At 62.1% G+C, this 15,462-nt stretch carries 16 protein-coding genes; 8 read left to right on the forward strand and 8 right to left on the reverse strand.

The annotated features are described in order from the left end of the window. Together CWO89_RS28030 and CWO89_RS28035 are read right to left on the reverse strand one after the other, a co-directional pair. A partial coding sequence (locus CWO89_RS28030) for a hypothetical protein (RefSeq protein WP_207234588.1) occupies nucleotides 1-240 on the reverse strand: 240 nt, incomplete at its 3' end. 20 nt (nucleotides 241-260) lie between these two features. After that, nucleotides 261-626, reverse strand: a complete 366-nt coding sequence (locus CWO89_RS28035; RefSeq protein ID WP_130581831.1) for a S1/P1 nuclease — start codon at nucleotides 624-626, stop codon at nucleotides 261-263. Between the two features lie 431 nt (nucleotides 627-1,057). On the opposite strand from CWO89_RS28035, the gene CWO89_RS46190 reads away from it, so the two are divergent. Genes CWO89_RS46190 through CWO89_RS28045 form a run of 3 tightly spaced genes read left to right on the forward strand, consistent with a single transcriptional unit; the run spans nucleotide 1,058 to nucleotide 4,222 of the window. Further along, complete coding sequence (locus CWO89_RS46190) at nucleotides 1,058-2,695, forward strand: AAA family ATPase (RefSeq protein WP_165421372.1); 1,638 nt, start codon at nucleotides 1,058-1,060, stop codon at nucleotides 2,693-2,695. Continuing rightward, entirely contained in the window at nucleotides 2,670-3,716 is a 1,047-nt protein-coding gene (locus CWO89_RS28040) for a Ku protein (protein ID WP_165421373.1), read from the forward strand. Before CWO89_RS46190 ends, CWO89_RS28040 begins: the two co-directional genes overlap by 26 nt. An 8-nt stretch (nucleotides 3,717-3,724) precedes the next feature. Next, nucleotides 3,725-4,222, forward strand: a complete 498-nt coding sequence (locus CWO89_RS28045; RefSeq protein ID WP_130581833.1) for an NUDIX hydrolase — start codon at nucleotides 3,725-3,727, stop codon at nucleotides 4,220-4,222. 29 nt (nucleotides 4,223-4,251) lie between these two features. Here the strand turns inward: CWO89_RS28045 and CWO89_RS28050 are convergent, their stop codons facing one another. From CWO89_RS28050 to CWO89_RS49215, 6 genes are all read right to left on the reverse strand, one after another. Continuing rightward, nucleotides 4,252-7,545 (reverse strand): UvrD-helicase domain-containing protein, encoded by a 3,294-nt coding sequence (locus CWO89_RS28050; RefSeq protein WP_130581834.1) that lies wholly within the window; start codon nucleotides 7,543-7,545, stop codon nucleotides 4,252-4,254. After that, nucleotides 7,542-10,205 (reverse strand): PD-(D/E)XK nuclease family protein, encoded by a 2,664-nt coding sequence (locus tag CWO89_RS28055; RefSeq protein ID WP_245476621.1) that lies wholly within the window; start codon nucleotides 10,203-10,205, stop codon nucleotides 7,542-7,544. Before CWO89_RS28055 ends, CWO89_RS28050 begins: the two co-directional genes overlap by 4 nt. Before the next feature lie 113 nt (nucleotides 10,206-10,318). Next, nucleotides 10,319-10,966 carry a hypothetical protein gene (locus tag CWO89_RS28060; protein WP_207234589.1) on the reverse strand — a complete coding sequence of 216 codons (648 nt, stop codon included), beginning with the start codon at nucleotides 10,964-10,966 and terminating at the stop codon, nucleotides 10,319-10,321. Between the two features lie 292 nt (nucleotides 10,967-11,258). Next, nucleotides 11,259-11,747, reverse strand: coding sequence for a DUF2937 family protein (locus CWO89_RS28065; RefSeq protein ID WP_130581835.1), 489 nt, complete (start codon nucleotides 11,745-11,747; stop codon nucleotides 11,259-11,261). 24 nt (nucleotides 11,748-11,771) lie between these two features. Beyond that, complete coding sequence (locus CWO89_RS28070) at nucleotides 11,772-12,374, reverse strand: RES family NAD+ phosphorylase (RefSeq protein ID WP_130581836.1); 603 nt, start codon at nucleotides 12,372-12,374, stop codon at nucleotides 11,772-11,774. Between the two features lie 102 nt (nucleotides 12,375-12,476). Beyond that, complete coding sequence (locus CWO89_RS49215) at nucleotides 12,477-13,064, reverse strand: antitoxin Xre/MbcA/ParS toxin-binding domain-containing protein (RefSeq protein ID WP_349644909.1); 588 nt, start codon at nucleotides 13,062-13,064, stop codon at nucleotides 12,477-12,479. Between the two features lie 131 nt (nucleotides 13,065-13,195). Here CWO89_RS49215 and CWO89_RS28080 point away from each other — a divergent pair, with 131 nt between their 5' ends. From CWO89_RS28080 to CWO89_RS28095, 5 genes are read left to right on the forward strand one after another with little or no spacing between them, the layout of a single operon-like run. After that, complete coding sequence (locus CWO89_RS28080; protein ID WP_130581838.1) at nucleotides 13,196-13,729, forward strand: multiubiquitin domain-containing protein; 534 nt, start codon at nucleotides 13,196-13,198, stop codon at nucleotides 13,727-13,729. Next, on the forward strand, nucleotides 13,726-14,055 hold the full coding sequence (locus CWO89_RS28085; protein WP_130581839.1) for a hypothetical protein: 330 nt from the start codon (nucleotides 13,726-13,728) through the stop codon (nucleotides 14,053-14,055). The genes CWO89_RS28080 and CWO89_RS28085 overlap by 4 nt, the downstream gene beginning before the upstream one ends. Continuing rightward, nucleotides 14,052-14,366, forward strand: a complete 315-nt coding sequence (locus CWO89_RS28090) for a hypothetical protein (RefSeq protein WP_130581840.1) — start codon at nucleotides 14,052-14,054, stop codon at nucleotides 14,364-14,366. The genes CWO89_RS28085 and CWO89_RS28090 overlap by 4 nt, the downstream gene beginning before the upstream one ends. A gap of 53 nt (nucleotides 14,367-14,419) precedes the next feature. Then, complete coding sequence (locus CWO89_RS46195) at nucleotides 14,420-14,569, forward strand: hypothetical protein (protein WP_165421375.1); 150 nt, start codon at nucleotides 14,420-14,422, stop codon at nucleotides 14,567-14,569. After that, nucleotides 14,556-15,398 (forward strand): HesA/MoeB/ThiF family protein, encoded by an 843-nt coding sequence (locus CWO89_RS28095; protein ID WP_130581841.1) that lies wholly within the window; start codon nucleotides 14,556-14,558, stop codon nucleotides 15,396-15,398. Before CWO89_RS46195 ends, CWO89_RS28095 begins: the two co-directional genes overlap by 14 nt. Nucleotides 15,399-15,462 lie beyond the last annotated feature (64 nt).

The raw sequence follows: 15,462 nt of genomic DNA on the forward strand, positions 1-15,462 counted from the left end.
TCCCACGAGCGGCCGGCCAACGTCTTTCAGAAACCTCTTGAGGGCATCGGCGATCGTCGCGTCGTGCCGCGCCTGCGACAGTCGGGTCTCCAGAGCGGACGGCACGGGTCCTCCGTCGGACACGAATTGCCGGAACACCTCGAAGTCGCGGGTGAGCGTGAAGCCCAACTCGTCGAACGGATTGAATCCATCGAGGAGGTCGGACGCCCCGTACAACCTCTGAAGCATCGTCGGCAGCATCCCAATTCTCCATTCGAGGTCTAGCGAAGCGCCGTGTCCAGCAATTTCGCCAGCCTTGCCGCGGCAAGGGCTGCGCGGTTGCGGGCGGTGTTGCGTGCGTTCGTCTCATAGTCGCGCGTGAGTTGGACCGCGGCCGGACCGAGCCCGACCGGCTGGGCGTATGCGAAGCTCTTTGCGGCCTCGAAGCTCTCCTGCGCCCATCGATCGGGATCGAGCACCTTTTCCGCATCGGCATCGACCGCGACCGACCCGAGACCACCCCGATCGTCAGCGTCGAAGATGGCCCCGAAGACAGAAGAATAGCCGCGTAGCGCGGCGGTCGCCTGCCGCGCGACATCGCCTTTCGGTGCATCGAGGCCCGGGCCTGACCCGAAAATGCTTGTCAATAGAGATCCTCCAGCACGGGCGCGGCCGGTACTCCTCCGGCTCGCGCCTGGCCTTCAGAACAGTTCGCACCCATTTCGATCAGTCTTGTATCGTTAGTCTGCTTGATCATGATTGGAGACGGGACTCGCGCGCCAGGCGAGCGCCGCAATCGGAGCACTTAAACATGTCGGCCGCCGCGACCGAGCACCATGTTAAGTTGAATGCTTTCATTTATATATCCCAGAATTTCGGAGCCGGTATATCCCGAAATTGCGGAGCCGGGCACTATTTGCCAGCTTCGTAGGTTATGTCGGAGCGATGGAACAATGTTGGAAAATGATCGATAAATCAGTATGATGGGACGCCGACCTTTGATGCTGACAGCCTGCCGGCGTAGGCTATCATGTTGGCCAACAGATGTGCCAGCCGGCGATGGCATTGGAGAGTGGCTTTGTGGATTGAATCAATTAAGGTCGAGGGCGGACTCCTTCATGGATTCGATCAATGCTTTTCACGCAAGCTTAACGTCCTGATCGGCGCGCGCGGCACTGGCAAAAGCTCGGTTATCGAGCTTATTCGCTTTTGTCTCGGGGCGCGCTCGTACACCCCCGAAAACGAGCAGCACTCCACCGAACATGCCTTGGGTGTACTCGGCGATGGCAAGGTCACGATCGTCCTGTCTGACGGGAAGCAACGGTTCGAAGTGTCTCGCACCGCCCAGGATACCGAGGTCGAAGATGGCGACAGATTCGAGCCGCCGTTCGTGTTTTCGCAGGCCGAGATCGAGAGCATCGGCCTCCAGTCTCAGTCGCGCCTCCGCCTCGTGGACGGTTTCCTCGCGGGCCGCCCCGCACCGCCGACCAGTGCGACGAGTTCGCGCATCCGGTCTCTAACCGGAGAGATCAGGACGCTGTTGGCTGAGGTCGATAACATCGATGAGCGGACCGCCGAGTTGCCGAAACTCCAATCGACGTTGGCAACTTTGAAAGCGCAGGCGAAGGCGCAGACCAGCGTGCACAAGGAGATCGAAGGGTTCCGGAAGTCCTTGAACGAACTCACCCCGCCGCTGGCTTCAGCGCGTGTGCGGGCCGAGTCGATCGAACGTGTCGTCGACTCGTTCACCGAGTGGTTGGAGGAGGTCGACGCGGCCGTCGACCGTCATCCCTTATTTGAACCATGGCCAACGCAGGCCGGCACCGCCGATGAGCTGGCTGATCTCAGGAAGCGTGAGCGCACGGCGTATAGTCGTATCCGGACAGGAATTGAAGAGCTGAACGCGATCGCCGAAGAGTTGCGCAAGAAGCTGGCCGCAGCGCAGGGCCAAAGGACTGGCTTTGAGAACCGCACGCGTGATGTCAGGCAGAAGATCGAAGAAAAGCAAAAGGGCGCGAGCGCGATCGATAAGCAGATCGGCGACATCACGCAGCGCGTTTCTGTGCTGACGTCGCTGGTCGAACTGCGGAAGCAACGCACAGCGCGCATTACCAGCCTGGAGGAGCAGCGCGCAAAGTTGCTTGCGCAAAACGACGGCGCGCGCCAGGAGCTCACCAAGGACCGCGGAAAAATTACGAAGCAGCTGAATGTTGATCTCGGGCCAGCAGTGCGCTTAACGGTCCTGCCGTATTCGCAGCGTCTGGCGTATGTGAGCGCGCTGAACGCCGCGCTTCGGGGAAGCGGGCTACGCTACGCGGAACTGGCTGACCGCATTGCCGAGACATATAGCCCGGTCGAGATCGCGCAACTCGCCGAGGCGCGGGACACCGACACGATTGCTGCAGATCTGGAGATTACGGACGAAAGAGCGGCGCGCCTCTGCGATGCGCTGCGCGGCGATGCGGGCGGCGCCCTCTTCACGACAATCGTCGAGGACGATATTCAGATCGCGCTGATGGATGGAACGGACTACAAGGAAATCGACTTCCTCTCGATGGGGCAGCGCTGCACGGTGGTTCAACGATGTGCCAGCTGCTGTTCGGGCGATCGAAGGCCCTTGGTATCAGGGCAGCAACACGATCAATGTTCCTGTTTCGCGGATTCGCAGGCAGATCGTTGCAGACACAGATTTGCCAGGCATTCACGCGGAACTTGACGGGATCGATATCCAAACCGTGGAGGCAAGGCAGATCGTGGCTGCCCGGTGCTGCCAGCACGGCGATCTTCACTGCGCAAACATCGTATTCGACCAGCGCGGCGGTGCAATGTTGATCGACTTTGGCGATGCCGGCCTCTCGTTTGCCTCGGTCGATCCAGTGACCCTGGAGCTGAGCACGATCTTTCATTTGCAGGCAGCGCGGCTCCCTCAAGGGTGGCCGTCAGAGGCCCTGCTCGGCCAGTGGGGAACGCTTGACGCCTATATCGCGGGCTGCGCATTTCCTGCTTTCATCCAAGCCTGCCGCGAGTGGGCCCTGGCAGTCGCGGGATCCCCGCAGGAGGTCTGGGCTGTCGCTTATGCCTACGCTCTGCGTCAACTCAAGTATGGCGATACGAACAAGGTATTTGCACGAGCGTTGATCCGCCCTTACTACCTGACTCCAGATGGCAAAGTCGGGCACGACGCCTTCGCCGTTATCCGCGAAACCATCCGCGAAATGAACAAGGTCGCGATCGGTCGCGTGGTGCTGACCAATCGCGAGCACATCATTGCGCTGGAGCCGCTGGACAAGGGGCTGATGGGGACCCTGCTGCACTATCCCTACGAAGTCCGGTCCGCAGACGAGTATTTCGACGATATCCAAGACGTCAAAGTCACCAAGGATATGCTCGACTTGGCCAAGCACATCGTTAATCAAAAGGCAGGCCATTTCGAGCCGGACAAGTTCGAAGACCAGTACGAAACCGCCCTCATCGATCTCATCAACCAAAAGCGCGCAGGCAAATCCATCGCCGCGAAAGCGCGGCCGCGCGGCGAGAACGTGGTGGATCTGATGGACGCGCTGCGCAAGAGCATCGGAGGAGGCGCGGCGACCGCGACAGAGTCGAAGAAATCAGCCAAGAAGCCGCGCAAGGCGGCAGCCGGTCAGAAGGAAATGCTGATGCCGATCGCCGGCAAGAAACCGAAGGATGCCGCCGCAAAGAAGTCAACGGCCAAACAGCAGCGAAAGTCAGCTTAGCGTGCACGATGGCTTCGCGGAAATCGCAAAGCGCCGGGCTTCTCCTGTTTAGAGGACGCGCTACCGATCTCGAAGTCCTGCTGGGTCATCCAGGCGGACCATTTTGGCAAAACAAGGATGACGGTGCCTGGAGCATCCCGAAAGGCCTGATTGGCGCCGATGAAGCGCCACTTTCCGCCGCTCGGCGCGAATTCGCCGAAGAGACCGGACACGACCCGGAGGGAATTTTCTTGCCACTCGGGGAGGAGCGGCAACCGGGCGGCAAAGTCGTAAAAGCGTGGGCAATCGAAGGCGATTGGGATACCGCGCTCATTCATAGCAACACCTTCGAGATGGAATGGCCGCCGCGTTCCGGACGTCTCCGGACGTTTCCGGAAATCGACAGGGCGGATTGGTTCGCTGTTGCCGACGCGCGACGGAAGATCCTCAGGGGACAAGTAATTTTCGTCGATCGATTGCTCGAGGTCCTGATAGCCGGGCGCACCTACGGAAAAGCGGAGAGATGAGTATCACGCGACTTGCACCGCCCGTCCGCTCACCCTGCTGCAGTGATCCAGTCGATGCGGCCAGATGTCATGTATACGATCGCGCCGCGCTGCGCACCCAAGACATGAAGATACTGACCAAGTTGCTCTCGATAGGCCATGCGTTCTCGTCCGCTCGGCGCAACGTCGCTTTTCCAATCGAACGCGACCAGATCGCCATCGTCCGCCAGGGCCACCGCATCGGCGCGCCCGGAAATCAGTTCGCCGGTGCCGGCGGTCGTTGCGCCGTACAACGGCACTTCCGGAACGAGCCGATGAACGAATGGCTGTAATTCGGACAGGGAAAATGTGCGCAGGGCGGTGTCCGCCATCTCGTCGGGATCGGGCTTGCCGGTCGCGTCCGTCGTGAGTTGCCGGCAAAGCAGGTGAGCCCTTTCTCTCATTTCGCCTGGTTTCGCGGCGAGTTCTCCGGTCGCCAGCTCCTCCATGAGCTTGTGCAGAATGATGCCTCGCAGGCGACTTCCCTGGACTAGCACCGGAGCATCGAGCGCCGCGTCTTCCGCGGAATCCGGTGGCTGCGTCGAAAGGACGTCCGGATCGCTCTCGCTGGGCTTGATCCATGCGATCGCCGGAAAGCCTCGCTCGATCCGCGACTGTTCTTCGGCGAAGACCTCCGCCGACTGTCGATTCTCGCCCGATTTCGGTGCAGCGACGACCGCGCGCGGAAGCTTCGAGACGTTCAGTTCGGGGATGTCGCCGAGGCCGAAGTCGAGCTGTTTCGCCCAGGACTTCTCGTCGCACCAGGTGAAGTCGGGAATGACGAGCAATTCCATGGCGCGCGTGCAAGCCACGTAGAGCAGCCGAAGGTTCTCGTCGCGCTTTTCCTGGTTCTCTCCTTGCAGCGCGCTCTCCAGCGTGGGCGGCGTCACCTGACCGAGCGCCCAGTGCAGGCTCTCGTCGCTCCGGCGGTATACAAAGGGCTCGGGCGGGCGCGGCATCGAGGCCCGGTTGATAGGAATGACGACCGGCCACTCAAGGCCTTTCGAGCTGTGGACCGTCACGATCTCGATGGATCGGCCATCCGCTTCGACGATGCCCTCGACGAAGCCGGTGCCGGCCGACCAATCTTCGTCCAGGTCCCGCGCGAACTGCACGAACCCGCGCACTCCATAGTTCCGGGCGCGCTCGAGCAGACTGTCGACGTTGGCGAGCGAGCGGGCGGCTTGATCCGTACTGCGCCCGGCGACGACGGCCCGCACTCGAAGTCGCTCGATCGCTTCGGCGAGCAGCAGCGCAGGCGTGGTGACGCGTAGCCGGAGTCGAAGTTCGCGCAATATGCCGAGTACCTCTCGCGCGAGATCGTTTTGTACGATCGCCGGGTGGGTGTTTAGCGAGAGGCGGGCCGACTCGCTGCCCGGCGGAACGGGCAGGCTCGCAGTGATCGTAAGCAAATCCTGCTCGGAGAGACCCACCAATGGCCCTCGCAGAAGGGCGCCCAAGGCCAGCGTGTCGCGCGGGTCGACGATACTTCGCACGAGCGCGACGAGATCCTGGGCCTCCTGTCGCTTGAAAAGGTTTTTGCCGGCTTGCGACGCGAAGGGTAGTCCGGCCTCCTCGAGTGCTCGCTCGTAGCGCCACAGCTCGGTCGAGACGGGCGCCAACAGGGCGATGTCCCCTGGCGTCAGGCGCCTACTGCCGCCGTTGTTCAGCTTGAGTTCGACGTTGCCGATCAAGCGGCTGCAGATCTCGGCAACAACGCGCGCCTCTTCGTCCCGGCTGGTGTCGATTCGAGTATTCGGCAGCAGATCGACGGATACTTTGGCGACACTCGGAAAGCCGTGATCTGCGTCATCTCTCGTGCCCTGCAATGCAACATACCCAGCCTGTTGCGCGGCGAGCGGCCCCGCGAAGCAGCCGTTGATGTGTTCGAGGATGCGCGGTCTCGAGCGAAAATTCGCTGTGACCCGAAGGATGTTGTCGGGAAACTGGGCCTCGATCGCGTTCCGTACCATGAGGTAGGTGGCGAGATCGGCTCCCCGGAAACGGTAGATGGCTTGCTTGGGATCGCCGACCAGGAAGAGTTGGCCGGGTCGCAGGCGACGCTCCTGCCAGACAGCACCGGCGGATCCGTCCGATCCGGCCAAAAGAAATAGGATCTCCGCCTGCACCGGGTCCGTGTCCTGAAACTCGTCCACCAGTATGCGCGAGAAGTGCTCGCCGGCGGCGGCCCGTACCTCGGGATATTGGCGGAGTACCTCGCGGCAAGTAAACAGCAAGTCGTCGAAATCCATCACCGCTGCTCGCCGCTTGAACGCTTCGTATTCGGCAAGGAGTCCGTCGAGCTCGGAGGAGAACACGCTAACGATCGCAGTTGCGATCCGGCCCATCAGCGTGCCGTAGGCCTCGCGGCATCGCGCATAATGCTCTTCGGCCTGGTCGGCGAGAGGCCCACCCTCGACGTCACCCTTGGCGCGCTTCCAAATCGAACGTCGCCTGTATTCGCGGAGATCGAACGATCTGGCTCGCATCAGGGGCAGCGTCGGGGGATGCGCCGCGTCCCACAACCGCGCGAAGTCAAGACCCGTAGCGAGGCCGCGCTCGAAGTGCGTAGCCAACGTTTCGAGATCGGCGATGTCGCTCTCGGCGTCGCGCGGTCCCCCGACACGGTCGCACCAACGCCGGAACTCGCGAACGTTCTCTCCGAAACCGAGGTGGGCGTCGGCATCCAGGTCGGGCGACCGGGGGCGGGCATTCCGGTGGCGCCGCCTCGATTTGGCGAAGTCGCGCAGGAGTTTCTCGGCTCCGGTCGGGTCCTTTCGCGCCACCACCGTGATCGGATCATCGGCAGGACGCGGCTCGTCGAGCCGATCGCGCCACCAATGATCGAAGATCGCGTCGAAGATGAAGACGGCTTGATCGCGATCGAGAATTTCGGCGCCCGGATCGATCGCCGCCTCGACGGAGTAGGTCCGCAGCAAGTCGTGACAGAATCCGTGAATCGTCGAGCAGGTCAACTCGTCCAGTAACTCGCTCGCCGTCTGCAGCGATCTCCGCTGAGCCGCCTTCAATCTTGACGGAATGCATAACCGCAATTCATGAGGAACAGTCCCGGAGAGCAGGGCGTCGAGGTAGTGAGCGATCCGTTGGCGGAGCTCGCCCGCCGCGAGCTCGGTGAAGGTGATCGCCGCGATGGACCTCGGAGCTGCGCCGCCGGCAAGCAACATCACCACCCGCCCCGCGAGCAGCGACGTCTTTCCCGTGCCAGCGGCGGCTTCGACCAGAAGTGTCGAATCGAGCTCGGTCAATGCGCGGCGGCGGTCGCCGTCGTCGTCTCGCCGGGTCATGGCGTGTTCCAGAATTTAGAGAGTCCTCCCGCGGCACGATCGAACGCTACGCGCTTGCGACGCTCGTACCCAGGTGAGGCGGGAAAGGCCAATCGAAGGTCGTTGGACCTGTCGTAGGCGAGCCTTCCGGGTACCGCGTTTCCTCGGTCCAGTATGGCCACCACCTCGCTCACGAAGTCGCCGATCCGGGCGAGAGCCGCGTCGACATCCTGCAATCTGACCTCGAACGGCTCTCCGGCCAGATACAGCAGCCTCGCCAAGACCCTTGGTTCTTCTTCGAACAGTTGCCGGCACGCAAGCGCGTACAAGGCTCGTTGCAGTTCGGCACCGCCGCCGATCACGATGCGGGCCGCGTTCTTGGGCGGTGCTCCCGTCTTGTAGTCGGTTACCCTGACCGTAAACGGATTGCTACGCATGTCGAGCCGGTCGATGGTGCCGCGCAAACTAACGGGCGTGCCCGGTATTTTGACCGGTATCGTCGGATCCCACGGTAGTTCGCGACCGGCTTCGAAGCCGGCAGCTTGGCCGAAGGCTACCTCGGTCCAACTACGCGTGCCGTCTTCGTTGATATCCTTTCGTAGCAACCCCGCCAGCGCCATCGCCTTCGCATAGTCGACGGTATTGGCCCACAGCAACCTCGGGGGGACCGGACGTTCGAGGGGCCAGGCGGCGTGGACGACCTTGCTCGCGTTCTCCAGCGCGTTTTCGATCTGGATGTCGGACGCCTTCGCGTATCCTGGTTCCGGTTCGAGGGCATCGACGGCGCGCCGTAGCAGCTCGTGCACCAGCTTGCCGAACTCGTCCGGTGCAATGGTCAGCGGTTGGTCACGCTCCTGCGGGACGTCGAAGCCAAGAGCATACTTCCAGACGAATCCGAGCGGGTCTCGCAGCAGCCGTTGCAGCGAGGTCGCCGACTGGATCCGCTCGATTGAACGCTTGATGGCCGGATGACCAGGCTGGAAGCATCCGTCGTGGTCCGTGAGGCGCTCGACGTGCCAGTTGCGCCAACACCGGCCGGCCGAACCGACCTGATCAATGCCGGCTGCCTCTTCGGGGCGCGCCAGCAGCCGGTCGGAATGATTGAAGGCATGCTCCGGAATTCGCTCGCGTGGAAGGACGGTCTCTGTGCGGTTCTGCAGCAGTGGGCTGCGGCCGACGCGTCCGCCTTGCGCGCCTCGGCGGCTGCGCGAAAGCACGGCACTTCCCGACGCGGCACCGAGGATGACAGCGAAATGCCTCCGGTCAGCGCGCGCCACTGGATCGACGTCGAAGGCGTTGGCCGGCAGAACATGATCCGGTAAAATTGGATCTTCACCGCTTCCGCGCGGCCAACCTCGGTTCGTGAGTCCGAGCAGCCGCACGTGAGGACGGGGTGCGGCGGCGAGATCCCCGGCCGGACACCACACGACGGCATCAGCTGCATCCGTCTCCGGCGCGAGACGTGCGCCCCGCAACGACAACTCGATGGCATCTGTCGGCGCCGATCGGGTTGCGGCCTGCCAAATTCGGAGCGAGCGTCCATGAAGAAACATCGCCGCCGCCTCGTGCGCCGCGTCCGGTCCCTTCGCGAGCACCTCGAGGAGGCGCGTCGTGGCCTCGACGGCAACCCGTCCTGGCGCATGGCGACCCGCCGTTTCGAGCGCGCGCCTCCAATCCGTCACGCTCGACAGCGCCGCTCCACGCGGTATGGCGTCCAGCCAACGGTCCGGGAGCTCGTCCGGCGGGAGGCCTTGCCCCCGGGCCACGGCAAACAGCCGGCGAGCGCGCTGCTGACTCAAGCCGTGCATCAGGACATCGGCCAACGCCGCGCAACGTTGTCCGTCGCGCGAGGCGAGTGCCGAAACTCCATGGGAAAAGTGAAGCCGGAAGCCGGTGCCTTCGGCGCAAGCGAGGAAATGTTCGTCCCACGCCGTCGTGTTAGCCGACGCGATCGCGATCTCGTTGGGTCGGGCGATGCCAGAAGCGATGAGCTGCCGCGCCCATCTCAGGCTCTCGACCACCTCGTGGCGAACGTCGGCGCACGAGACAACGGCAGGCTGTTTGGCCGTAGCCGAGTCCAGCTGCAATATCGTGCCGCGGAACCAGCCGGTGTCGGCTCCGGCCGGCGCGATCCACTCGACTGGCACGACCCCGCAAAGCGCCTTGATCAGTGGTCGCCAAACCGGCGCGATAAAGGACAATCCCTCGATGCGTATCTCACCAACGATTCGAGGCGCATGACGAACGCGCCCCAGCGCAGCGCCGCGCAGTTCCCGAGGTGTCATCGCAACCGGAGGCAAGTGCGATTTGAGGCGGGCCTCTATCTGAGACATCTCCGCGATGCGCCGGTGACCGTCACGTCCGGACGCCGACAGATCGAAGTCCGCCGCCCAGATCTTCCTCAGGGTCCGGAACACTGCCCGCGTCATGCCCGGCAGATGTCGCACGCGCTCGAGCTCGTCGAAGCCGCCTTCGTCAAGTGCCTGCTGGATGGCGGGCTCCAAATGATCGGCCGAAGCCGGGATCGCGAAACCACCGGCGAGCCGCGCGGCGACCTGTGGCAAGTTCAGAATCTGGAGGCCGCAATCGTTGGCCTGCGCCGCCGCGAAGCGGCGCATCTGGAACGCGAGGGGGCCCTCGACGACTGCGGTCCGGAGCGTGGGTAGACGATCGTCGCTCAACTGCTCGTGCCCCTTTTTCCAAACCGATGGAATGTCTCTGGTGTTAGTCGATCAAGGAGTCGGCTGAATGGCTTTTTATCCGGTCAGCGAGTTGCGTGAGTGAACTGGCGCTCCTATCGCGGATCGCCCACCATGGACCAGAGCTCCCGCTCCTGCTCCGCCTCAAGTTCCTCGAGCGATACCGGTATGAGAGAGAACTCAAGATTGTACATCGGGATCTGCCAGTCATTGTAAAGTGTGCCGACATGTTCATCGTTGGCCGTATCGAGGATTAGACCCTCGGCGTGCAATCGCGTCAGCAATTGTTCCGTCAGCTTTCTGCCGTCGTGGTGATCTTCTTTGTCTTTGTATTCCAGGCTACCCCAGATATCCGACACGGCCTTCAATCCGGCCGGCGTGAACATGCCGACCTGCTCCATGGCCTCGACCACGCGCAGCGCGTGCGGCCGAAACGATCCGAAATGACCGTATGGCGGGTCGCGCGGCGCACTCCATTCCAGCTTGCCGTCCTGATAGGCCTCGACATCGGCATAGAGCAGGCTCTCGCGCTGATATATAGCCCAGTTGGGCGCGATGTACTCGCCGGCATGTCCTTCGAGATAGTGCCCGCGTCGCTGTCGATCCACGTACCCGCGTAGTTCGGCGAGATGCGTCGGCTTCCACGAAACCGCTTCGGCATAGATCAGCCGCGCCAGGTGATTGTAGAACCAGCCGACGATCGTATTCAGGCGGGACGCGATGAGTTTTGGCGGGCAACGCACCGCGTCGACCAGGATTAGGATTTTGGCGGCCTCTTCGTCCGCATAATTCTCCAGGACTTTTGCTTCTCGAGGTGAGTCTGAAGTTTTTCTGCAGCGGTCCAGAAGCCTTGAGCACTTCGCAGGATGACAGGAAGCCCTTCAGCGATCAGTTCAAGCCGTCTGCGTTCGTCAAGTCGACAAAGCTGCTTGGCTTGGTGAAGACCGATGGCCGGTCCCTTTGTTTTGCTTTTCGGCGCATCCATGATCGCGATATCCGGCTCCGCAGGGTTCGATGTTTTCGCAGCGAACGGCTTCAATGAGCCCGTGCCAATCGACCCAGACCGATGGCTCCGGCGAAGGAGAGGAAGAATCCTAGGATGAAGCCGGTGCACGCGAACAAGACGCCATCGGCGGAAACCGGTAGCGCGAACTGAAAATCTTTCCATGTTCGCGCGGCAAGGTCGGAATCATAGCCGGTTGCGAACGCGCCGGTGCGCGTGAACGATCCGAGCTGCCCCATGGCGGCTTGCTGCGCGCGCAGATTGGCCAATCGACCGATGCTCTCGGAGATTCTCGTCGCCTGATCGCGGACGAGTTGCTCCTGGTTTCGGGACATGAGCCCCAGCGCGCCAGAACGATCATATCCGGAGCGGCGGGCGTCCTCGTCGAAATGTCGTACGACGCGGTCGAGTTCGTCGATGGCACCGCCAAGCCGCTGCGCGTATTGTTGCACGAATTCCGGTTCCTGCCAGAACAGCACCGCGACAATAACGGCAATCGCTATCGAAATCGGCGTACGCATGCTTGGTTCCTTGCTGCCGCGCGCTCAGGCCGCCAAGGACGCGGCGATGATCTCGTTACGATCGATGTCTTTGTTGGCTCCGAAATCGAACACGCGAGTGATCCTCGTTCCGTCCCAGCGGAAACGATAGTGGGCGCCCTGAATGCCGCGCTCGATCAGGACGTCACTATTGAACACACTAATAAACTCGTGGCCCGGCAACTCGACCATCTTGAAGATGACGCCTTGCACGTCTTCCTCGTACAAGCTTTGCCCAAGCAGTCGTCGTGCGCGTTGCGTGGTGTCGGGCGGTAGTCCGCGCAGATCGACGAAGTTCCCGACGACCTTGTTCGTGATCATCCGCATGTCGACGCCACATGCCGGCTCGTCCGTGCGCGAGAGAAATTCCTCTCGGCGCAGAATTGCCCGCGCGAGGGCACCGCGCTCGTCCGCCGCCAGCTCTAGGACAGAGTAGGGCGGAGGAAGGCAGTAGGAGCCTTCCGGCATTGGGTAGGCGAACGGAGCGTGGTTCCAGTTCTGCAGCTTCGGCGAATTGGCGTCCGTCGATACATCGCCGCCGGTGATGCGGGATTTCGCGGCAAGGCGCGGATTCGTAATTGTTTCGAGATCGGCGGCGAGCGCTTGCATCTCGCGAGATCCGAACTTCTCGTAGATGTCGATAGTCGGATATTTTGAAGGAAACAATCGGCGGTACTGTCCGTCGATCGAAATCTGCGGATACACTGGTGGTTACCCTCCGCGCTGGGCATCGACATACTGTCGTACCCTGATGATGTCGCTCAGATTGCCGCTCAGCATCACATCGAGGGCCGTGGCCCCCTCGAAGTACCGGTTCGGCCGTCGGATCCAGCTCACGACGGCCTCCGAGGAGTCGAGCAGGATGCTGAGGGCCTTATAGATCGATCCAAGATGTGAGATCCGCTCGAGCGTGTCAGCGGACACGTCGCCACCGTCCTTGCGCCAGCGGAAATAGGTCGAGCGTGCCGGAGATCCCAGCAACTTAATCTGCTGTTCGGTGCTCAAATCCCAGATTTCCGCAAGTTTGAAGAAGAAGTCGAGAGAGGTTGGCTGACCCCCGCGGGGTCGTTCGCTGGTCTCCGTGTGGTTTCCCGGGTGCATTCGCCCTCCATGGCATGATGTCAAATCGGACTTGAATTGTAAAATAAGTCCTATTAGATACTGTCCGATAACGGACTGATTCGTGATCATCTGTCCCTTCCGGGATTTCGTCAAGGCCTGGGTACCCCGTCCGTGTGGCCGGAAATGGAGAGACTTATGGACACCGCACTGACGGATACCGCGAACAAGCAGGTTCATGACAAACGCTCATTCGAGGCAGAGATCGGCGACGGAGACTTCAACTTCGCCTCGGTCGCGTTCGATGACGCCAAGGTCAGCGGCGCCCAGGTCTGCATGGCCGCCGGCCGCACCCGGTCGAGGATTATGTCGTGCTGCGGCATCTCGGAACGGGCGAGCTGGAATCTCTCCGACCCACCGAAACCTCTGACCTCGACAAGAACAAGATCAGCCGCTTCTTCGCGGTCGAGGGCGGCGACACCCACCGGTTCTTCGTCGAAGGCCTGTCGATGGAATGGCCCCGCAACAAGCTGATTGCTTGGCAGATCAAGTTCCTCGCAGGCGCCGGCGACGATCAGGCGCTGTCGCTGGAACGTCCGGGCGTCGAACAAGTCTTCGAGGACGACGACGAGGTCGACATCGGCGGCCGCGGGGTCGAACGCTTCAAGCTGAGGCACCGCAAGAAGACGGTGACGGTGATCTACGGTGGTGATGTCGAGTTCGAGCTCGAGCGCCGCATCTACACCACCGAGGAGTTGATGGCGGTGTTCGGGGTGCCCGCCGGCTACAAGCTGGACATCATCGGCATCGATGGCGTCTTCCGCGAGATGGCGCCGGGCGAACGCCTCAAGGTCAAGGACGGGATGGAATTCGCTTCCCATCCGCCGGTGGGACAGTCGTCGTGACCACCGATCTTCAAATCGCGGCGTTGCGGCGGATCAACCGCAGCGCCGAACTCTGGGACGAGGGAGGACAGCCCCTCGTCTATCTGCCGACGATGAAAGTACAGCACAACGGCGGCACAACGACGGTCGACGGCCTGCTCTGCCCGCGCAGCCACGGGAGCTACACCACCCGCCTCTTCCTGTCGCAGTCCTTTCCGAACCGCGGTCAGAACTGGACCGTCCATCAGATCATGGGTAGGCCCTGGCACACCATGTCCTACAACTATGTGCCGGCGTCGTTGCCCTGGGCGGAGATCCTCGCCATTCACCTGGGGCAGCTCAAATGAAGGTCGCACTCAAGATTACCGGTCCGATGCTGGATCTCGTCCGGCGCGATCTCGCGCGCCCCCATTTCTTCGCGCACGAGCGCGTCGGCTTCCTGACGGCAGGCGCTGCCGCTGTGCCGGGCGGGTTGCTGCTGCTGGTGCGCGGATACATGCCCGTCGCTGACGACGACTACGAAGTCGCCCCCGGCGTCGGCGCGCGGATCGGGTCCAACGCAATGCGCAAGGCGGCGCAATCGGCTTATCGACCCGCGTCGACGCTGTTGCATGTCCATACCCATGGCGGCCGCGGCTTCCCGGGTTCAGTGGTGTAGACCTCAAGAGCGGCAACGAATTCGTTCCGGGTTTCTTCCAGTCGTGCCCGAAGATGCCACACGGTCTCCTGGTGCTGAGCGACACCGGCGCAACGGGCTTGCTCTGGCTCGAGCCCGGAAAGCCTTCCGTGTCGATCGACCGCTTCATCCGAATCGATCAGCCGATCGTCGAACAATGGGGTGCGAAATATGAGCTGGCTTGACCGACAGAGCTTTCTCGGCGCCAAGAGCGAACAGCGGCTGGCGGAGGTGACGGTCGGCCTGGTAGGCCTCGGAGGCGGAAATTCGCACGTCACCCAGCAGCTCGCACATGTCGGCATCTGCAATTTCGTGCTGGTGGACGCCGACAACATCTCGTTGACCAACCTAAACAGGCTGATCGGCGGCACCTGGTGGTACGTGCTCAAGCGGACCGCGAAGGTCGCGATCATGAAGAGGATGATCCTCGCGATCAATCCGAAGGCCCGCGTCGAGATCCATCGCAAGCAATGGCAGCTTGCTGGCGACGCGCTTAAGCGCTGCGAGGTCATCGTGGGCGGTCTCGACAACGTGCGCGGCAAGGACGAGCTCGACGCGTTCTGCCGGCGCTTCCTGATCCCGTACATCGATCAGGGAATGGACGTGCACAAGCTGACCGGCGGGCATGGTCATCTGGTTGCTGGCCAGGTGGTGCTTTCCGAGCCCGGCAGCCCGTGTCTGCGCTGCATGGGCATCGTTACCGACGCGGCGCTGGCGGAAGAGTCCCGCAGGTACGGCGCCGCCGGCGGGCGTCCGCAAGTGGTGTGGTCGAACGGCGTGCTCGCCTCGCTGGCGGTCGGACTGGTCGTGCAATTGATCACTCCCTGGAGCCGACGTACCAGGCCGGGAGCCTACCTCTCATATGATGGCAACTCGGGCTTGGTGGTGGAGGCCGAACGGTTTCGCCGCTGGTCGGCTTCCTGCACGCATTACCCGAATGCGGCCGTCGGCGACATGACCTTCGACATCCGAAAATTGGCCGCCAAAATGAGTGCACGTCAGCCGCACGTTTAGTGGGTGGAGCGCATTTGGCTGTACTTTCGGGGAATGAAAAGCAATACGCTAGTGGTCTATCACA

The organism is Bradyrhizobium sp. Leo170 (assembly GCF_004296405.1).
GTDB lineage: Bacteria > Pseudomonadota > Alphaproteobacteria > Rhizobiales > Xanthobacteraceae > Bradyrhizobium.